At 47.9% G+C, this 21,454-nt stretch carries 14 protein-coding genes; 7 read left to right on the top strand and 7 right to left on the bottom strand.

Annotated features, from left to right (window positions below; translation table 11 throughout):
- Positions 1 to 91: 91 nt before the first annotated feature.
- Positions 92 to 1,537, bottom strand: coding sequence for a DEAD/DEAH box helicase (locus AC58PV_RS33900; protein ID WP_497437404.1), 1,446 nt, complete (start codon positions 1,535 to 1,537; stop codon positions 92 to 94).
- Positions 1,538 to 1,662: 125 nt separating this feature from the next.
- Between AC58PV_RS33900 and AC58PV_RS33895 the strand changes: the two genes are divergently transcribed.
- The 6 genes from AC58PV_RS33895 (at position 1,663) to AC58PV_RS33870 (ending at position 8,670) form a co-directional block, all read left to right on the top strand.
- Entirely contained in the window at positions 1,663 to 3,252 is a 1,590-nt protein-coding gene (locus AC58PV_RS33895) for a spore germination protein (RefSeq protein ID WP_497437403.1), read from the top strand.
- A 38-nt stretch (positions 3,253 to 3,290) separates the two neighbouring features.
- Complete coding sequence (locus AC58PV_RS33890) at positions 3,291 to 4,481, top strand: Ger(x)C family spore germination protein (protein ID WP_497437401.1); 1,191 nt, start codon at positions 3,291 to 3,293, stop codon at positions 4,479 to 4,481.
- Between the two features lie 6 nt (positions 4,482 to 4,487).
- Positions 4,488 to 4,721 (top strand): hypothetical protein, encoded by a 234-nt coding sequence (locus AC58PV_RS33885; protein WP_497437400.1) that lies wholly within the window; start codon positions 4,488 to 4,490, stop codon positions 4,719 to 4,721.
- 22 nt (positions 4,722 to 4,743) lie between these two features.
- A complete protein-coding gene (locus AC58PV_RS33880) occupies positions 4,744 to 5,844 on the top strand; it encodes a GerAB/ArcD/ProY family transporter (RefSeq protein ID WP_497437398.1) in 1,101 nt (366 codons plus the stop codon).
- A 124-nt stretch (positions 5,845 to 5,968) separates the two neighbouring features.
- Positions 5,969 to 6,715, top strand: coding sequence for an ABC transporter ATP-binding protein (locus tag AC58PV_RS33875; RefSeq protein WP_497437397.1), 747 nt, complete (start codon positions 5,969 to 5,971; stop codon positions 6,713 to 6,715).
- Positions 6,712 to 8,670 carry an FtsX-like permease family protein gene (locus tag AC58PV_RS33870; RefSeq protein ID WP_497437395.1) on the top strand — a complete coding sequence of 653 codons (1,959 nt, stop codon included), beginning with the start codon at positions 6,712 to 6,714 and terminating at the stop codon, positions 8,668 to 8,670. The genes AC58PV_RS33875 and AC58PV_RS33870 overlap by 4 nt, the downstream gene beginning before the upstream one ends.
- Before the next feature lie 2 nt (positions 8,671 to 8,672).
- Here AC58PV_RS33870 and AC58PV_RS33865 read toward each other — a convergent pair whose 3' ends face one another.
- Together AC58PV_RS33865 and AC58PV_RS33860 are read right to left on the bottom strand one after the other, a co-directional pair.
- On the bottom strand, positions 8,673 to 9,671 hold the full coding sequence (locus AC58PV_RS33865) for a sensor histidine kinase (RefSeq protein WP_497437394.1): 999 nt from the start codon (positions 9,669 to 9,671) through the stop codon (positions 8,673 to 8,675).
- On the bottom strand, positions 9,668 to 10,342 hold the full coding sequence (locus tag AC58PV_RS33860; protein ID WP_497437393.1) for a response regulator transcription factor: 675 nt from the start codon (positions 10,340 to 10,342) through the stop codon (positions 9,668 to 9,670). Before AC58PV_RS33860 ends, AC58PV_RS33865 begins: the two co-directional genes overlap by 4 nt.
- A gap of 156 nt (positions 10,343 to 10,498) precedes the next feature.
- Between AC58PV_RS33860 and AC58PV_RS33855 the strand changes: the two genes are divergently transcribed.
- Positions 10,499 to 11,380, top strand: coding sequence for an AraC family transcriptional regulator (locus AC58PV_RS33855; protein ID WP_497437391.1), 882 nt, complete (start codon positions 10,499 to 10,501; stop codon positions 11,378 to 11,380).
- A gap of 251 nt (positions 11,381 to 11,631) precedes the next feature.
- Here AC58PV_RS33855 and AC58PV_RS33850 read toward each other — a convergent pair whose 3' ends face one another.
- The 4 genes from AC58PV_RS33850 to AC58PV_RS33835 all read right to left on the bottom strand — a co-directional run bounded on the left by AC58PV_RS33850 (position 11,632) and on the right by AC58PV_RS33835 (position 21,449).
- Entirely contained in the window at positions 11,632 to 12,420 is a 789-nt protein-coding gene (locus AC58PV_RS33850) for a hypothetical protein (RefSeq protein ID WP_497437390.1), read from the bottom strand.
- A gap of 164 nt (positions 12,421 to 12,584) precedes the next feature.
- Positions 12,585 to 14,054 (bottom strand): DHA2 family efflux MFS transporter permease subunit, encoded by a 1,470-nt coding sequence (locus AC58PV_RS33845; RefSeq protein WP_497437389.1) that lies wholly within the window; start codon positions 14,052 to 14,054, stop codon positions 12,585 to 12,587.
- Entirely contained in the window at positions 14,051 to 14,257 is a 207-nt protein-coding gene (locus tag AC58PV_RS33840) for an MbtH family protein (protein WP_497437388.1), read from the bottom strand. The genes AC58PV_RS33845 and AC58PV_RS33840 overlap by 4 nt, the downstream gene beginning before the upstream one ends.
- Positions 14,250 to 21,449 carry an amino acid adenylation domain-containing protein gene (locus AC58PV_RS33835; RefSeq protein ID WP_497437386.1) on the bottom strand — a complete coding sequence of 2,400 codons (7,200 nt, stop codon included), beginning with the start codon at positions 21,447 to 21,449 and terminating at the stop codon, positions 14,250 to 14,252. The genes AC58PV_RS33840 and AC58PV_RS33835 overlap by 8 nt, the downstream gene beginning before the upstream one ends.
- Between the last annotated feature and the right edge of the window lie 5 nt (positions 21,450 to 21,454).

Raw genomic sequence — 21,454 nt, 5'->3', positions numbered from 1 at the left:
GAACATGTGGCCGGCTTGTTAACGGTGAAAATCACCGTTACAGCCCCACAACAAAAAACCAGAGCGCCAACGGCCCCCTGGTTTCACCAACTCACTTATTTGCTTCATGCACCTTCAGCAATTTCCCCTTGATGGTTGTGTTTCTCATGATTTTGAGCACCATCGGTCCTTTGCCATTCAAAATGTCGACGTACGACACATTATCTTGAATCGTGATGATACCGATGTCCTCCACGGTGACACCTTCGATCTTGGCGAGGGTGCCGACAAAGTCGACGGCGCGAATCTTTTTCTTTTTGCCCCCGTTAAAATAGAGCTTCATGATGCCCTTGTTCAACTGGTCACTGCGATCCCGCTTGATGACAGGCGTGGCCTGCATCTTCTGATCGAAAGCAGCTCGCTTCGCGGCAACCTCCTCCGAATCAGGCGCATCCCGGCGGGGAATCTCGAAGCCTAGATAGCCCTCGATATCCGCAAGGAACTTGTCCTCGTGCGGTGTTACGAAGGTGATCGCCTTGCCCGTCTTGCCAGCTCGTCCTGTCCGTCCGATCCGGTGAACGTAGCTCTCCTTCTCCATCGGAAGGTCGTAGTTGATGACATGCGTGATGTCCTCCACATCGATCCCACGCGCCGCGACATCCGTCGCCACGAGGAATCGGAACTCTCCGCGCTTGAAGGCATTCATGACGAGGAATCGATCATCCTGCACCATGCCGCCGTGAATTTTGTCACACGGGAAGTCCAACTGATCAAGCTGCGAGAAGAGCTTATCAACATGCTCTTGTGTCCGGCAGAAAATAATGCAGTTCTCCGGATTCTCCATCACCAGCACATTCTGAAGCAATGGCCACTTCTCGTTCTCCCGCACCATGATGAGAGAGTGCTCGATCTGAACCTTCGCGGCTTCCGGCGTCTCGATCTCGATATCGATCGGCTCCCGCAGGTATTGATGACACAACGCTTCGACATCTTTAGGCAACGTTGCTGAGAAAAGCATCGTCATCCGATCCGTCGGCAGCTCATCAATGATCGCGCCCACCTGCTCTATGAACCCCATCCGCAGCATTTCATCAGCTTCGTCAATAACCAAATACCGCAACCGCTCTACATCCAGCGTCCCTTTCTGAATATGATCCAGCACGCGTCCTGGTGTACCCACGACTACGTGACATTTCTGGTGCAGCTCTATCTTCTGCTTGGCGAAAGGCTGCTTCCCGTACAGAGCAACCGCCTTAATCCGCTTAAAGCGGCCAATGTTGGTCATATCCTGCTTCACTTGATCGGCAAGCTCCCGCGTTGGTGTCAAGATGAGTGCCTGCGGCCTATTCTCTTCCCACTCCACCAGCTCGCAGATCGGTATGCCGAATGCGGCTGTTTTCCCGCTCCCCGTACGAGATTTCACAGTCAAGTCACGTTCTTGCAGCGCGATTGGAATCACCTTATGCTGCACGTCTGTCGGCTGCGTGTAACCCAGTGTGGTTAGCGCACGCGTAATATCCTCACTTAATTGAAAATCGTTAAAGCTTCTTGTCGTCACGATTTGACTCCCCTTCTTATTGCTGTGGCTCTATTCTACTACATCTGGAGGTGCAAAAGAAAAAACATGAGTGAAATACCCATTTTTCGGCAATAGTAACAAAAACAAATCAGGGTGGTATGCTCATGAAGAACTCCATCTTCTCCTTCATGCAAAAATTACTGAAACAAAAATACCAACCGGATCCAGCAAGTAGCGAAGACATTCGCAATCCCATTCTCACCATGTCGGATAACCTGGAAGAGACCCTGCTCACAATTGAAGAAGGTCTAGGTCATAGCACCGATCTCGTTATTCGAAGGATGACGATTCCATCCAATCCCCCCTGCAAGGGTGCCATCGTGTATATGGATGGTCTTGCAAATGTGAAAGACATTTTAGATTCCTTATTTATCGACTATCGATCCGGAGACGTCCTTCTACCGCAACTTGATGACCTGCCACCGTTATCCCTCTTGAAAGAATACTTATTGAAATCAGGTGAGATCACAGGTACATCTGACTTTAAAACGCTCTATCATATGGTTTTATCTGGCGATACGGTCATCCTCGTGGATGGTTATAATGAAGGCATTTGCGCGAGTACACGGGAATGGAAAGATCGCGGGGTCACAGAACCCTCCTCACAGACCGTTGTCAGGGGACCGCGTGAAGGATTTTCAGAGACGTTGCGCACCAACACAGCGTTGATTCGCCGAAAAATCAAAGATCCCCATCTATGGATGGAGACCCGACAGATTGGTCGTGTAACCCAGACCGATGTGGCTACGATGTACATCAAAGGGCTTGTAGAAGACGCCGTGGTAGAGGAAGTACGTACCCGTATGGCACGGATTGATATCGATGGGATACTTGAGAGTGGATACATCGAAGAACTGATTCAGGATGAAGCCTATACGCCATTCCCTACCGTGTTTAACACAGAGCGACCTGATGTGGTTGCCGCAGCACTGCTAGAGGGACGAATCGCCATCCTAGTAGATGGCACACCCTTTGTCCTCATTGTACCTGCTGTATTCACGCACTTTATGCAAGCGGCGGAAGATTCTTACCATCGGGCAGATATCTCCTCATTGATTCGTATCCTCCGATATGTATCGCTGATGATAGCCTTACTGGCTCCTGCTGCTTATATAGCAGTGACGACTTTTCACCAAGAAATGATTCCAACAACATTGCTCATTAATATTGCTGCACATCGGGAAGGAATTCCATTTCCTGCTTTTATTGAAGCCATGTTAATGGAAGTCACGTTTGAAATTCTACGGGAAGCTGGCATCCGAATGCCACGCACCATTGGACAAGCCGTCTCCATTGTTGGTGCGCTAGTCATTGGACAAGCAGCTGTAGAAGCTGGATTAGTAGGACCTGCCATGGTCATTATTGTCGCAATTACAGCCATCTCTACCTTCATTATCCCATCCTATAATTTGGGGATTTCCATTCGAATGATCCGTTTCATCCTGATGATACTTGCTGCTTCTCTAGGACTGTATGGGATACTTATCGGCATTATTGCCCTGGTTCTGCATTTATGCAGCCTCCGGTCTTTTGGTATTCCTTACTTAGCACCCTTCGCTCCTTACAGCGTGGAAGATCAGAAAGATAATGTCATTCGCTTCCCGCACTGGGCTTTATTGAAGCGTCCAAGTTACATTAGTTCGAACAATAGACAGAAACAGTCCTATAACCCCCCACAGAAACCAGAATCTTAAGCGAGATCAGCCTAAGCTGGGGAAGGTGATTCACACCAATGATTAAACGAGCTGTACTGCTTATCCTCATCGTGTTACTCGTAACGGGGTGTTGGAACCGAAAGGAACTTGACCAAATTTCCATCGCGACTGCTATTGGTATTGATAAAAAAGGGGACAGCTATAATATTTCGGTTCAATTACTCAATACCGATGAAATCACGTCATCGAAGGGCGGAAGTCAACGAATGCCCGTAGTGACACTTCAGCTAAGCAGCGGGAGTACGATTTTCGAGTCATTCCGCAAGTTGACAACAAGCTCACCTCGTAAAATTCTTTCTTCTCATCTACGGATTCTCGTTATTGGAGAAGAGGTAGCGAAAGAAGGTATTGCCAAGGTTCTCGATCTCTTGTCCAGAGATCACGAGCTGCGCTCGGACTTCAATATTTTATTAGCTAGAAATGCTACTGCCAATGATATCTTGCAGGTATTGACACCGCTTGAGAAAATTCCAGCGAATAAGCTCTATTCTTCCCTCATCTCCTCCGAGAAAAATTGGGGAGTTACGACAAATGTTGACTTGCACCAACTTATTTACGATTTAGTGGATGCAGGCAAAGATCCTGTACTCTCGAGTATTCATATCAAAGGGGATCTAAATAAAGCGAAGTCCCGCGAGAATTTAAGTTCTGTTCTTCCTCCTGCCACGTTGGAATATAAGGGCCTTGGCGTTTTCCATCATGATGAGTTTGTTGGATGGTTAACGGATCGGGAAAGTAAAGGGTATAACTACGCCATCAATAATATTAGAAGCACGGTTGTTCCTCTTCCTTGTCAACAATCGAAAGGTGATATGTCCATAGAACTGATGAGCACGAGGGCCAAACTAAGAGCAAAATTCGTAGATAACCAACCTCGGATCTTCGTCAATTTACGCGTTGAGGCGAATATCGGCGAGATCGCTTGTCAATTAAATTTAAATTCCACCGAGACGATACAAGCCATTGAAGATCAGCTAAATGAAGAAATTAAGGCGACGATTCTAGACGCCATAGCTAAAGCGAAGTCCTACAAGTCCGATATTTTCGGATTCGGCTCCGCCATTCATCGTGCTAATTATAAGCAATGGCATCTTATGAAAGATAACTGGGACGAAGTCTTTCCCCATCTTCCTGTTGATGTGACAGTAGAGTCCAAAATCCGTCGTACAGGCTCAGTTGTTGAATCTTTTATTGATAAAATGGAGTGAATACCTATGATTTGGAGTGCTGTGATTGTTCTGGTCTCGCTTTGGACAATGAAGGTTCAAGTCCCTCGCCTACGAAAAAAGAAGCAATACAAAGAACTTTGGGTCTTTCTCATAACACTCAGCATTTCTGCCCTAGTGAGCATGGCTGTAAGCCTACAGATCCTCTTGCTCAATCCATTAGAGCTGATTGCTTACTTATTCAGACCCATGGGGAAAATGATTACAACCCTGCTCACGTAGCTGTAAGTCAAAGGAGTTAACGATGTTTATACATGAGAAAATCAGCCTGCGTCAATTTAAAATATTAGTTCTTCTCTTCAGCCTAGGAAGTACGATTATCATCGTCCCATCTGTTCTTACGGCTTTTGCCCATCAAGACGGGTGGTTGTCCGCAGCTTTTGGTATCGCAATGGGGGGAGGAGTGTTATTCCTCTATGCTACACTAGGTAACCGATACCCGAATGATTCCTTAATGGTCTATAACGAGTTGATCTTAGGAAAATGGTTAGGCAAAGGGATCAGCATCCTCTTCTATCTATTTATTCTGATCACAGCTTCGTTGGTACTTCGCAATGTTGGTGACTTTATTACCACCATTATCATGCCGGAGACACCTATTCAAGTTATTCACTTTGTGTTTCTGCTGATTATTATGCTCGGAGCTGTGCTGGGTTTAGAAGTGATTGCACGTGCTGGCGAGATCTTCCTTCCTTGGGTTCTGTTGTGCATTGGGGTGTTGATCGGCTTTCTGATCCCGCAAATTAAAATAGATCGTGTTCCCCCCATACTAGAAGCAAGTACCAAAGCCATTATTCACGGAAGCTTGTCCGTTCTTTCCATTCCTTATCTAGAAATGGTCGTCTTTCTTGTGATCTACCCGGCCATTTATACGAAAATGAAGAAGGGTAAAGGATTTATTCAAGCGGGATTTATGGGAGGAATTATTATTTTTACCATCACTGCTTTATGCATCCTCGTGCTTGGCTGGGACTTCACCTCTCGACATACGTTTCCCAGTTACACATTAGCGAAAAAAATACATGTCGGCGGATTCATCCAACGGATTGAAGTATTGGTCGCAATCATCTGGTTTGTTACCATCTATTTCAAACTCGTCATTTGCTTCTACAGCTCACTGATTGGAATGCAGCAGATCCTGGGCTTGCGTACCTATCGTCCTTTCATCGTGCCAAGCGCACTTATCCTGTTTGCACTCGCCTTCCTCGTCTACCCTAACATCATCTATTTCCGAGATTTCGCATCCAATATATGGCCTCCATTTGCCTTAACGATGGGGCTGTTCCTGCCTTTAGGTTTGTTGATCGTTTCCTATTGTAGACCTCTAGGCAGCTTGAATAAATGAGTAGAGAATCGTTGTTTCTTCTTCCTTCTTGCAAGATGACAAAAACGTCACTTTAGATCATGATATATCGATGGTTGAAGCACCCTTTAATCGGTATAGTAAGCTAGAGAAGGAGGACGAAACCATGACTACAGTTATTCAAACCAAGAATTTATCCAAATCGTATGGCAAAACACAAGTTATTAAAAATATTGATTTAACGATTCATCAAGGGGAGTTCACGGCTATTATGGGGCCATCTGGCTCAGGGAAGACGACATTGATGAATATGCTCTCTACGATTGACGCTTTTACGGGCGGAGAGGTCTGGATCGAGGGAAAATCGCTGTTAGATTTGAAAAAGAAAGATCTCCGGCAATTCCGTCAGAAACGAATGGGATTTCTATTTCAAGATTACAACTTACTAGATACCTTAACGGTCAAAGAGAATATTTTGCTCCCCCTCGCGCTACAAAAAACGCCTATTGCTGAGATGGAGCAGCGATTAACGACATTAATTGAAGCGCTAAATATGGCATCGATCTTGCATCAGTATCCGTCCGAAATTTCTGGCGGCCAAAAGCAGCGCACGGCTGCTGCACGTGCAATCATTACGAATCCAGCGATTGTGTTCGCCGATGAGCCCACGGGAGCGCTTGATTCGCGATCTGCTACCCAGTTGCTGGAGCAAATTCAATCGCTCAATCATACTTTTGAGACGACCGTTCTGATGATTACGCACGATCCGTATGCAGCTAGTTACTGTCGACGCGTCATATTTCTCCGGGATGGTAAAATTGTTAATGAAATGTTCAAAGGAGAACAATCCGAAAAAGAATTCTTCGACCGCATCCTGACGATTCAAAGTGCCATAGGGGGCGACCGGCGATGAGTTTGTTCGATTTATCATGGAGGAATATGAAGCGGAACTTCCGTTTGTATGCCATATATTTCATTTCCATGCTTGTCGGGGTTATCATTTACTTTACCTTTTCGGGGTTAATGTTTAACGAGGATGTTGTCACTGCCATTCAAAATAAAGAAAACTATACAACCATTATTTTTGTTGCCTCTATGATTGTTTTTATGTTCATTGTGTTCTTCATTTTGTATGCGAACTCATTTTTTATGAAACAGCGAAAAAAAGAATTCGGTATGTATATCCTTTATGGCATGAAAGAAAGACAAGTTGCCGCAATGGTCTTTTACGAAACTTTATTGCTAAGCACCATTTCTGTTACCAGCGGTATATTCATCGGCGGATTGCTTTCGAAATTTTTCGGTAAAATATTAATGAACTTAATGCATTATAAGGATGACATTTCTTTCTCTTTTCCTCTTGAAGCCGTCATCTCAACGATACTGTTATTCGCTTTATTAATCGGCATTATTACGCTACAAAGTTATGTGAACGTCCGCCGCATGCAGATCGTTGAATTGTTTCACGCTAAAGAAAAAATGGACAAACCACTTACATTCTCTATGCCGCTGGCGATATTCTCCATCCTATTAATTATCGCGTCCTATTACACGATTACCTTAGGTGGAAGTTCAAACATATGGAAAGACTATTTCAAAGAAACTTTAATGGCTACAACCGTAGCATTGATTGTTGGAACCTATTTATTTTTCCGCCAGTTCTCGGGTTGGCTATTACAAAAAATGAGTCAAAGTAAACATTACTATCATGGCAACAAAATGTTATGGATTTCCTCTCTTCGTTTTTCAATACGAGGGAATGCAGTAAACTTTACGTTTAACTCACTGATAAGTGCCGTTATCATCTTTGCAGTTGGATTTATTGCTGTAGATTACGCGGTGAAAGCTGATGTTGTCCGAAAAGAATACCCGAACGATATCATCTTTTCATCACAAGACAACAGAACTCTCCAACAAATTGAAAACATCATGAATGAGTCCCATCCCATTATTGCTCACGAGACAATTACTGGCATTCAAACGGAAAAAGTTGCAAATCGCACATTGTTTCTTGACTACCCCAACTATTACACAGAGGAATTTACCATTTTCCCTGAAGCGCAGCTCAATGCGATTGTTGATTTACGCGGCGTTGGTGAAAAAGTCGATGTACAAGGCGATGAGGCTATTGTTCTAACAAGAGGCATAGATGCACCGACAACCTATCAAAGTCCGCCGCCTGAACTGACCGTCTTAGGAGATCATACATTCCAAGTTATTAAAAGAATACGATTCCCGTTGTTGAGTATCCCTACGGATGCTAGTGGAGGTTCCGAACATCAACCTTCTGTTCTCGTTATTTCTGACGAGGCGTTCGAGCAACTGAAAGTAAATCATACGATATCTTCTTATGAGATTTATAAAATCGAAGATCCGAAAACATCCAACGACGTCTCAAGACAAATATACGATATTGTTATGCGAACAGAAGGATCCTATTATTCAGCCTTTATCGATATGTACGCCATTGATATTGAGTCGTCCTCTTTACTATTGTTCTCTGTCGCTTTTTTCGCCGCCATTGCGTTGTTTGCTTTAGCCAGCGTCATTTACTTTAAACAACTGCGCGAAGCTACAGAAGCGCGTGAACACTATGCGATTTTACGGAAAATGGGTGTAGACGACAAAGAAATGAAACAGATTATTTGGAAACAATTGCTATTCGTCTTTTTACCGCCGCTCTTACTTGGATTGCTGCACAGTTGGTATCTGTTATACTACACGGTCATCCTCATCATCAAAGATTTACCTGCCTTGACGACGATTATTTTTTCTGTCATGGGCCTCTATGTGCTAACCTATCTCATCTTTTACGTATCATCAACATCTATTTATTTCAAAATTATCAACGAAAAAAACACACGATGAGTTTACGCATGGTGTGTTTTTTGTCGCGTGAAATAAGGATCGTCGTCTTTAGGAAAATGAACGATAAATTGCGTATATACAGCGGTCTCCGACGTGCAGTCAATGTAATGGCCGAGTTTGTTCGATAATTGCTGAGCCAAATATAAACCCATTCCCGTCGACTTTATATACGTCCGCCCTGTTTCTCCCGTAAAGCCGCGATTAAAGATTCGCGGAAGATCTTTGGGACTTATGCCGATGCCACTGTCCCGAATCAGCAACTGCTTCTCTTGGGGGGTCTCTGTTATAGAAATCGTAATTTCCCCGCCAGGCTCCGTATATTTCAAACTATTTGTCACAAGCTGATTGATAATAAACTGCAGCCATTTCGGATCACTTTGAACGACAAGCGTTTCTGCTTGGAGCCCAATGCGAATTTTTTTGGAGAAAAAAGTTTTCGAATGCGACTTCACAATCTCTTTCGAAATCTGAATAACATCACAATTTTGAATCGCGTAATCCTGATTAAAACTATCCAGCTTAGCGTAATAGAGCGCTTGATCGACGTAATTTTCAATCTTCGCAATCTCTTCCCTTAGGCTAGCAGCGTCCATATCGGTTTGTTGAAGTAAACGCAGAACCGCAATCGGTGTTTTGATCTCATGGAACCAAGAAACGATAAAATCATAATGCTCATGCTGTCTCTCTTGTACTTGATTCATTTCGTGAATATGCTGCTTATTGAGCTCTTCGATGTACAGTTGGGCGAATTCGCCTTCCAGGGACAAACTCTCATAATCCCCACTTCTCATCTTTCGAATCACACGTACGTGCTGTTGGTAGCGAAATAGTAAGAATCCCAGTAACACCATAGCGGACAAGGCGAAGGCATAGAAGAAGGTGCCCCACATCCAGTCACCACGATCGCTATAGGTATAAAATACACCCGCCGGGATCAGAAACCCAGCCAGATAGAGATACATATAAGACTTCTCGTAAGCGAGATACCGAAAGAAGGTCATTCGATCAAATACCCCATTCCTTTCCTGGTAACAATGAAGTCCTCAAGCCCAAGCGCAGCGATTTTCCTACGCATCCGGTTTACGTTCACAGTCAACGTGTTATCATCCACGAACTGCTCTTCATTCCATAAGACCTGCATCATGTCTTCGCGGGATACAATCTTCCCGATATTGCGCATGATGAGTTGTAAAAGGATGAATTCATTCCGGCTTAACTCCGTCACTTGTCCCTGATATTCCATGGTGGAATTCGTTACATGCAGTTTCAAACCTCGGTGCATGAAGCGAAGACTCTCATCTTCCTGATACGTATACTTCCGGCGAATCAGCGCACTGACTTTGGCGACGAGGATATCCAAATCAAAGGGCTTCTGAATAAAATCATCCCCACCCATATTGATCGCCATAATGACATCCATATTCTGCGTTCTCGAAGATAGGAAAATAATCGGCACTTTGGATACTGCACGTATCTGCTGGCACCAGTAGAAACCGTCAAACACCGGCAGATTAATATCCAATAGAACGAGGTGTGGCTCGGTCTGCTGAAACTCCTTTAGAACCTGGTCAAACTGGGTCACTTCCACCACATCGTACTGCCACTTTATCAACGTATCGGCGACAATCCGCCTAATTTTCTCATCGTCCTCAACCATCATGATTCGATACATGGTATCCCTCATTATTCTATAATGCGATCCCCCTTAGTTTATCATAATCTCCACCGCATCTGCTTCTCCACTCTCTACGTCCTGCAAACTTGTGCACGAAATGTCGGATAACTAGCTACAATAACTGCTATTCTATGGATATAGGAGGTCAGAACGATGGATTTGCTTAAAAATATGAACAGTGCCCTCAAGTACGTCGAAGACAACCTGACGGACACGATCGACACGAAGGAAGTTGCACGACTAGCCCTATGCTCGGAATATCATTTCAAGCGGATGTTTTCCTTTCTAGCGGGCATTCCATTATCCGAGTATATCCGCCGTAGACGGCTGAGCCTCGCCGCTTTTGAGCTGCGAGATAGTCAGGTCAAAGTCATTGATATCGCTCTCAAATACGGATATAACTCACCCGATTCATTCACGCGCTCTTTTCAACATTTACATGGCATCACACCGTCAGAAGCCAGACTCAATGGGCAATCATTGAAATCCTATCCGCCTATGACCTTCCAAATCACCATTCAAGGGGGAAATGAAATGAACTATCGCATCGAGGAAAAAGAGGCCTTCACCATTGTAGGTCTTTACAAAAGGGTTCCTATCGTCTTTAACGGCGTTAATCCTGAAATTGCCGCCATGTGGCAAAGTTTAACTATGGACATAATTAACACCCTTAAACAACTCTCCAATGTCGAACCCCTTGGTCTGGTTAGTGCCTCTACTAACTTCTCCGAGGGCCGTATGGAGGAAAAGGGTGATCTGGACCACTATATTGGCATCGCCACAACGAATCCGTGTCCTGATAATCTCACAAAACTCGACGTGGCTGCCTCGACATGGGCGGTTTTCGAATCCATCGGACCGTTCCCAGAAACGCTGCAAAATATCTGGGGACGCATCTACTCCGAATGGTTCCCTTCCTCTGGCTATGAACAAGTCGCTGGACCCGAGATGTTGTGGAATGCAGATAAAGACACGACTTCACCTACGTTCCGCAGTGAGATTTGGATACCTGTGAAGAGGCAAACGAGTCGTTAAGCAATTATCCTTTGTGATCAGGCAGCTAAAAAAGCTCCCCGAGTCCTGCACGTTTGCAGAATTGGGGAGCTTTATCACGCAGCGCACTAGAAACACCGAGTGCCGCTCCGCAATCTAACTGGATTTTTATACGAAAATAAGAACATATTTTCATTCTTGGGGGTGACGTCGGTAGTCGTCATGGGCGTTTCTCCATCTATTTGAACCAGCAGTTCCCTTTCCTCATGCTTGTCTTTGGGAACAGTCCCATCCTATCCATGATGGTGCGCCATATGCGCAAAGTACTTATCAATTCTACGCTCATCTCGAATCGTAGGACACGTGTAACAATAATTATCTTCGCCCGGCATGCGGAAATGGAGACAGCATTTGGAGCGGATCATAATCTTCTCCTCGTCAACTCCCGGTATATCTACGCAGCGGAATTCGGCCATTAAAGGGTTCACCCTGCCACCGAACACCTGCGCAGAATCCGCTTCGACTAGTAAATACCGGAAGTTGTCCTCGATATACGTTTTCTCCGAAGATGCTTCAGCTTCTGCGCACCATTCATCACGATAATAAATCAAATTATAAGAGATCGTAGCCCATAATATTTGGTCATCGATCCCGCTCCAGTCCACGATTTGCTTCACAAAAGGAAAGGCATGATCCATAAATAGATGGCACACATAGTTCTCTCTTTCCACAGCATAAGGTCTACTTCCCGCCCCATTCTCCAGCGAGTACGGAAACAGCAGGCGGTAATACAGATGTTTGTTTTTAAGAGAAATCACAACATTACTAGGAAATACATTCAAACAACGTCCATAGCGTACCCAAGCGTCCCATGCACCTGTAATGAAATGGCTGTACCGCTTAACGAACAAAGAACTCGCTACTTTACGATTGGGGGCGCCGATTTGCTGTGTGAATTGTTCCAGCAGCTCTGTGATCCCTTGCTCATCGTCCAGCCTATATTCCCTGACGGGCTCTGTATCCTCAGAGGAATCGAGTAGTAAATGATAGTGTTTGAGCGAAGTTACGATGTCGCTGCCCATGTTCAGTCATCCTCCAAATGTAATCTTTACCAACTTAGTCTAACACAGCCTACGTTCGCTGCACCAACACATTTGATGACCCCAAAAAAGCTCCGAAAACCCGCACATTTGCAGGAACTCGGAGCTTTTAAGGTAAAGATACTGACACGCTTAGAAGGCATTAGCTAGACGCTAACCGTTGCCTTATCTTTCGGTGCGCTAGACACCGCGGGCTTCTTGTACTGCACGCCAGCGGTGTCCTTCTCCCGCAGCGTGAGGGAGAATCCCCACGCTACAAGAAGGAACCCGGCCGCGCCAAGCAGCGCGACCTGATACGCCACTCGGCTGGTCGCCTCGCTGGCGGCGCCAACAGCAGCGGCATCCGCCGTAGCTGCTGACACGGCAGCCAGCAGGCTGCCGAGCAAGGCAACGCCTAGCGCAGAACCTAGCCGGTTCTGCACCTGAAAGAGCGTCGCCGCCTGCCCCATCTGGGGCGGCTCAATCCGGGCAAAGGCCAGGAGCTGTATCGCTCCGACCGTATGCCCCAACGTCAGGCCGCCGCTGAGCAGCAGCCCACGGACGAGCCACGGGTTCGTGTCGGCGCTCACCAGGCAGAGCAAAGCGAAGACGACCATCGCGCATAATAGCGCGATTTGGATAATTCGGCGAGGGCCAAGCTTCCTTGCCGACCAAGGCATAAGCTGAGACGCGGCCATGAGGCCCAGCGCCTCAGGAAATGTCGTCAAGCCGGTATGCAGCGCAGACGCTTTAAACACATCCTGATACATCAGCGGGAAAATATAGAGCATGCCGAGCAGCCCCGCTGCGGTACAGAGCGCGATTAACCCTGTCGTACGATACAGGCGATCCGCAAACAATCGCAACTGAAGCATGGGCTGCGTCGTCCGAAGTTCAACAAAGACCAGCGCAGCCAGGAAAATCAAGCCGATCAGCCCCGTGACGACGATCGCCGGGGAACTCCAGCCACGCGTTGTCCCTTGGCTCAGCGCATAAATCACCATCGCGAACCCTGGCGCGCTGAGCAGAAATCCTGGCAGATCTAGCTTGCCGACCGCTTGTTTTGAGTGATCTTTTAGCCAAATTACCCCAAGTATAATAGCAATAATGCCTATCGGAATATTAATATAAAAGCACCATCGCCAAGTTAACTGTTCTACGAAAAAACCACTTACAATTGGACCAACCGCCGGCGCGACCGCAATAGGCAGTATTAAGGAACGTGAGATGTTCGCTCTCTCCTGTGGTGGGAAGGCTCTGAACAGCATCGCCATCCCAACAGGCGCAATCAAGCCGCCGCCCATCCCTTGCAGAATACGGAAGAGTATTAACTCTCCTAGGCTTGAAGCGAAGCCGCAGCAGACCGATGCGACCGTAAACAGTGTTATCGCGATCATCAACATACGTTTACCGCCGAAACGATCCCCCAGCCATCCTGCCATCGGCAACACCAACGCTACAGAGACAAGATAACCAATATTCACTGTTCCTGCAGCTGTTGGTGAGATTTGAAGCTCTTCACAGATGGATAACAACGCGACATTTACAATCGTTGCATCCATGGCTACCAAGAACATTGCCGCTACGTAGACTATCCGAATCACGGTCCTGGGACTTAGAATCTTAGACTCCGTCATCCTCTTCCTCCAGCTACCGCAGGCTGTGGACGCATATCCGTCCAATGTTGCTCAATGTAGGCTAAGCATGCTTCCCTATCTTGGGCAAACACTTCCGTCCACCCTGCGGGTACAAGGGCAAAAGCCGGCCAGAGCGAATACTGGCCTAATTCATTAATCAACACGACAAACGCGTCGTCTCTCTCTTCGAACGGGTTACTCATGGGATGATCTCTCCTCCTCTTTAATCCGATATATTTCCTCTAATTTGCCGGATAAAATATGACCAATTTCAGCCAAAGGCCCGGGCTGACACAAATCCTTATGCCGGCAAGCCAAATCATACTGCTCGATCTCGCCGTCAATATAAGTCTTCCACGTATCCGGCGCAATGGGCTCGAACCAATCCGGAATCACGGTAGAATGCACGAACAATAAATCGCCAGCAAAGTTCCCAGGTCGATACGTGGCCAAAATCCGCACCGAGTTCACATAAGTTTCCTTCAAACTCATGATCACGGAAGGCTCCAAGCTTGCTAATGCACTGCCATCACTGCGCAAAATCTCCACAGCCGCTGCCATATCCAGCGGTTTATCCCCCAAGCTGTCGGGGTCGTATCCGCCGAGCGCCAGCAACGCGATGAGCGCTTCCGCCTCATCCGGTCCTTCACGCAGCGGCAGGAAGTGGCTCGGGAACGCATCGAGCATGACCAGCAGCGCAATTTCCTCGCCCTCTCCTTGTAGGAGAGAAGCAACAGCATGGGCGACATTGCCGCCAAGTGACCACCCCAGCAAATAATAGGGGCCATGTTTTTGAACCGAGCGGATATGTGCGATATAATCCGCTGCCATGGCCTGCAAATCGCTAGGAAGCGGCTCTGGTCTCGCAATACCTCGGGCTTGCAGCCCGTAGATCGGGTAGTCAGGTCCTAGCGACTTCATCAAGCCGGCATAACACCAGCTTAGTCCGCCTGCCGGGTGGATACAGAACAACGGCGAGCGTTTGCCGCTCGTTCGCAATGGCAGCAGCACCTCCAGTGCTCCTTCACTGCCACCGCCCTCCAAACGCATGGCTAAGCCAGCAACGGTAGGCGCTTCGAACAAAGTGCCGATGCTCAACGATACGCCCAATGCTTCACGTATCCCGCTCATAAGCTTAACAGCCAGCAATGAGTGGCCTCCTAGATCAAAGAAACCATCGTCAATGCCGACTCTCGGCAGACCTAACGTCTCCGCGTATAGATCACAAAGAATTTCCTCTTGCGGTGTACGAGGCCCTCTGCCTACCGCAGACAAGGAGAAGTCTGGCGCAGGCAGCGCCTTGCGGTCGAGTTTACCGTTCACCGTGAGGGGAAGCTCCGCTATTTCTACGAAAGCTGACGGCACCATGTAGCTCGGCAACGCCATCCCCACCTGATGACGCAGCGCCATCATGTCTAGCTCAACCTGCGAGTTCGGGATGACGTAAGCGACTAGCCTTTTATCCCCAGGCGTATCCTCTCGAACGATGACCACAGCTTGCAATACATCATTCTGCTGTGCGATGACAGCTTCAATTTCACCTAATTCGATACGGAATCCACGGATTTTCACCTGATGATCAATGCGTCCGATATAATCGAACGTCCCATCCTTACGCCAGCGCGCCAAATCGCCCGTCCGATACATGCGTGTACCTGGAGCTCCATAGGGATCTGCCAGGAAGCGATCAGCCGTCAAGCCAGGACGGTTCAAGTACCCGCGCGCAAGGCCAGCACCAGCTACATACATTTCACCTGTTACACCAGGAGGCACATGCTGTAAATACGCATCCAGCACATAGACACCCAGATCAGGAATGGCGCCACCGATGAGGCTGTTCGCTTTACTCTCTGTCATTTCGCGCGTAATCGGATTGTAGCTGACATGAACTGTTGTTTCCGTAATGCCATACATATTGATGAGTGTAGGTGCATGATCCTCATGCCGTTCGTACCAGTCCTTCAAATGGCCCAGATCTAAGGCTTCTCCGCCAAAAATAACATAACGAAGCGCCAAGTCTTGCCCTTGTTGTGGATTTTCTTTGTCCGCCTGCATGAGCTGGTAGAACGCTGAAGGTGTCTGATTGAGCACAGTAACCTGTTCCTCGCACAGCAACTTCAAGAACTCCTCTGGCGAACGCGTAATTCGGTGTGGAACCACGACAAGACGTCCCCCGTACAGCAAGGCTCCCCACATTTCCCATACAGAGAAATCGAACGCATACGAATGAAATAACGTCCATGTATCCTTTGCATCAAATTGGAACCAGTGCTCCGTCGAACTGAACAATCTCACGACATTGCTATGCGGAATGACAACGCCTTTGGGCTTCCCTGTCGAGCCAGAGGTATAAATGATATAGGCTACATGATCCGGTGATAACGGCGCTAAACGATCGCTGTCGGTTGGATTGAACTCGAGATAGCGGCTGAGAACCTCACTCATTTGCGGTTCATCAACGATCATAACTTCCTCTCCGCTTAGAATAGCAGCCGTCTCCATACAACCGATCACACATGCGGGCTGGGTATCTTCCAACATGAAAGCCAAGCGATCCATGGGATAATCCGGGTCTAATGGTAAGTAACCCGCTCCTGCTTTCAATACAGCGAGCACACCGACTAGCATCAACGTTGACCTCGGAAGAAGTAAACCAACGATTTGCTCAGGCCCAACACCTTTTGCAATCAAGTAGTGGGCGAGTTGATTCGCCTGTAGGTTCAACTCGGCATAAGTGAGCGACTCCCCTTCATAACTGACAGCCACCGCATCAGCATGCTGTTGTACCTGTGCCTCGAACAGCTCTACTACAAGAGCAGAAGAAGCAGTTCTTTCTTCGCCTATCTGAGCGATGTTCATAACACGGGCTAATCGTTCCTCCGGGGTCAGAATATCCAGTAAACCAATCGGCCTATCTGGCTCTGCCCAAGCTTGCGTAAGCAGCAGTTGTAGACGAGAAGCGAGATTTTCTACGGTTTCGCGTTCGTACAAGTCGCTAGTGTATTCGAACCAGCCATCAATACCTGCTGGGGCGCCATCTTCCCCACGACGTTCACGGAATTCAATCGTGAGGTCGAATTTGGCTCTGCCCACCGTATCCAGCCTAAGCTCCGCATCAATACCTGGGAGGGTGAGATCAGGCTCAGGCGTATTTTGGAAGGCAAGCATGACTTGAAATAAGGGATGTCTAGCTCTCGATCTAACAGGATTTAGAATCTCAACCAACCGCTCGAATGGCACATCTTGATGATCGTAAGCCGCCAAGTTCACAGCTCTTACCCGCGCGAGCAGCTCGCGGAAGCTTGGATCACCTGACGTATCCGTCCGAAGCACAATCGTATTAATGAATAAGCCGACTAATTCACCCAGCGCATCATCGTTACGTCCAGCAATCGGGCTCCCTAACGGGATATCTGTGCCAGCTCCTAATCTTGTAAATAGTGCCGCTAATCCTGATTGGATAACCATGAATAAACTAGTACGACTCTCACGAGCTAAATCCAACAATCTAGCATGTAAATCAATATCTATGCGCATAGCTACTGTATCGCCGTAATGTGTCGCCTCAGCTGGACGCGGATAATCGGTAGGCAGTTCAAGTTGATCAGGCAGATCCTGAAGCGCATGGCGCCAGTAGTCTACTTGACGAGCAATCAAGCTGGCCGGATCACTTTCATCTCCCAGCAGTTGCTCCTGCCATATCGCATAATCCGCATACTGCAGTGGCATAGGCGACCAGAAAGGCGCTTCATCCCGTGTTCGTGCTTCATAGGCGACTGATAAATCCCGGGTCAGAGGGTCAAGCGACCAGCCATCCCCGACAATATGATGCAGAAGCAGCAGGAGAACATGTTCATTGACACCAAGGTGATACAGATGAACGCGGAACGATGGCTCCGTAGCTAGGTCAAATCCATAACGTACAGCGAGCGCAAGCTCCCCTGCTAAATCGGCTTCCGTGATTGTTGCTATGTGCAACTGCACAGGACAGTCTGCCACATCCAAAACAAGCTGCGATGCCTCCCCATTATGTTCAGGGAAAATCGTACGTAATGTTTCGTGCCGCCGAACGACATCTTGTACGGCAGCTTGCAGTATGGACGTATCCAACAAACCTGACAAGCGTGCAACAAGCGGTATATTATACGTTGGGCTCGGCCCTTCCAGGCAATTCAAGAACCACAATCGACGTTGGGCAAAAGAAAGCGGAGCCTTCGCTGTCCGAACAGCCGGGAGAATAGGTGGTCTAGCGGCAGCCGCAGTATCAATACGCTTCGCAATACCGGCTACGGTCGGTGCTTCGAACAGACTAGCGATGCCAAGTTCAACGCCCATCATTTCACGAATACGGCTCATGAGCCGCCCGGCAAGTAAGGAATGCCCGCCTAGGTCAAAAAAGTTATCATCAATGCCAACCCGTGGCACACGCAATATCTCAGCGAATAGCTCGCTTAAGATCTCCTCTTGGGGAGTACGTGCCGCTCTGCTTGTTGAGCTTGTTTGGTAGTGCGGCGCTGGCAGCGCTTTACGATCCAGCTTGCCATTCGGTGTCAGCGGCAATTCTGCTACGAATACGAAGGCTGACGGCACCATGTAATCTGGTAATCCTGCAGCCATATACTCACGTAAAGCGGCGGCATCCACTGTTGCTTCGCTAGCTGCAACAAGATAAGCTACGATTCGTTTATCACCAGGCTGCTCCTCACGAACAACTACAGCTACCTTAAGCAAATTGGGGTAGTCTGCCAAGACCGTCTCGATTTCCGAGATTTCAATCCGGAATCCTCGGATTTTGATTTGGTGATCGGCACGTCCGCAATAATCTAGCGTGCCATCCGGCAGCCAGCGGGCAAGATCACCCGTGCGATACATGCGTGTTCCTGGCGGGCCATAGGGATCGGCTACGAAACGCTCCGCTGTCAGCGAGGGACGGCGCAGATAGCCAATCGCTAAGCCTTCACCGGCGATATATAAATCGCCGGTAACCCCAGCGGGCACAGGTTGCAATCCGCTATCCAGAATGTACATCTGCGTGTTCCAAATTGGCCTTCCAATAGGAGGCTTGCTGTATGTGTCCTGTTCCCTCAGCGCGATGAGCGTGGACCAGATTGTCGTTTCCGTTGGTCCATAAAGATTCGTCACTTGGCAGTCGAGCGCTTGAAGATCGCGCAGTAATCCGCTAGTCAAAGCCTCACCGCCGACTAGAATGCGTAAGCCACGCAATGACTCTGGGGCTTGCTCAACAAGGGCATGCCAAAGTGACGGTGTAGCCTGCATCAGGGTGGCACCGGAAGATTGTATAATTTTAGATAAAACCGTTGGATCTTGAATTGTACGTTTATTAACCATGATCAGCTGTGCGCCATGTAACAACGGCAGGAAGATTTCGAGTACGGAGATATCAAAAGCAACCGTGGTAACTGCCAGCAAGCGGTCTTCCACTCCTAATTGAAACTGCTCCTGCATCGCGCATAAGAAATTGGTGAGATTCCCGTAGGAAATCGCGACACCTTTCGGCTTACCTGTGGAGCCTGACGTATACAAGATATAAGCAGGATCTGACATGACCGGTGTAGCTAGACGATCCTTATCCGTTAGGTTTGTATCATCAAAATGAGCAAGCTTCTCTACGGTTGCGACATCATTGAGCACCAACTGATCCTGATTGGCACCCGTCTGCGGCAGTCCTTTAGACGTTTCTATATTGGTAATCGTCACGAGGGCCTGCGCATCCTCGAGCATATAGCCAATACGATCCGCAGGATAATCAATATCGAGCGGCAAGTAAGCAGCACCTGTCTTATGTACAGCAAGCATGCTAACGATTAGATCAATCGAACGCGTTAAGGCAAGCGCGACGATGCTTTGCGGTCCTGCCCCTTGAGCGATAAGCAGACGGGCAAGGCGGTTAGCACGCGCATTTAAATCAGCATAATTCACCGTATCTTCTTCATGAAGAATGGCGAGGCTAGATGGACTCAAGGCCGACTGGATTTCAAATAAATCCGTGGACCTCTTGGCAGGCACAGATCGTGCTGTATGATTCCAGCGTGTCAGTCCTTCTGCTCGTTCATGGGCAGTAACAAGCTGAATTCTACCAATTGGCTCTGTCGTGGAAGCAGACGCTATTTGACTAAGAAATTGCACGAATCGCTGATGATGCGCCTGTAATTCCGCTTGGGTATACAACTTTGGATTCCCATCCATATCGACCTGTAGACCGCTGCCATCCGCCTTCAGATATATATTAATCGCTATATCATCTACAGGTCCTGCCGAAAGGTTTGTTTTGATCCCAGCAGATCCATTGAAATTCAAGTTCGTATCGAAAGGCATAATATTCACCAGAGGACCGAACAATCGACGGTTGTCAGCCACACGCTTCAGCTCACGTCGAAGTTCCTCATGGCGATAGCCTTGATGCTTCCGAGCCTCACGAATCTCGCGCACAACCTGCTGGACTAGCTGCGAAATAGGCATCGCAGGTCTCACCGTTAATCGAAGCGGTACGATATTCATCACCATGGCAGGGGTGTTCAGCGATACAGAGCCTAATCTTCCCATCAGTGGCAGTCCTAGAATAATTTCAGATGCGCCTGTAAGCCGGTGCAAATACGAGGCAACCGCAACAAGAACAAGATCGGACCATACGGCGTTGTGCTGCTGGGCTGCGTTGCGCAAGCTTTTCGCCTCGGACGAGGACAACTCCGTGGAGCATCGCAGGAAATGATCCGAAGGTCGCGGTGAACGATCTACAAGACTGACCGCATCCGGCTCATCTGCGAAACGATTCAACCAGAATTCGCGGTCCTTCTGCGCCTTCTCCGAACGGCGATACGCAGCATCCTCTTCTAGGACAAGCTGCCAGGAGCCGAAACTCCCCTCCGTATGGGGAAGATGATTCATCATCGCTGTGTAGAGCTGCGCTACGCGCTTCGTCAGCAAGGAAAACCCATACCCATCGATGACAATATGATGAATGCGTTGATACCAGATGAAGCGGTCTTCTTTTATTTTAAACAGCGCCTCCGTAAATAAAGGCCCTTTCGTGAGGTCACACGGCTTCGCAAGATCTGCATTCATCCATATTCGCGCTGTGCGTGTTGGAGAGATTTGCTGACTAAGATCGATATAAGCATAAGACCAAGCAGATGCGTTTGCGTTCGTAACTTGCCACGGACCTTCTCCATCTTCTTCAAATCGGACATGCAGCGATTCCGCTTCTTGTACGGCTTGGCGCAGCGCATTTTCAAACGTAACCGGATCGATGGGACCGTCAATCTCGACATATTCCCCCGTATTGTACATGGGGTTGCTGGGATCCAGCTGTTGGGCATACCAGATGCCCGATTGCGCACCCGACAAGGGCTGACGCAGCGATGAAGCGACTAGCATATAAG

It is taken from the genome of Paenibacillus sp. J22FR83, from assembly GCF_059691955.1.
The sequence above is the reverse complement of the archived record's forward strand: the minus strand, read 5'-3'. Positions and strand labels throughout refer to the sequence as shown.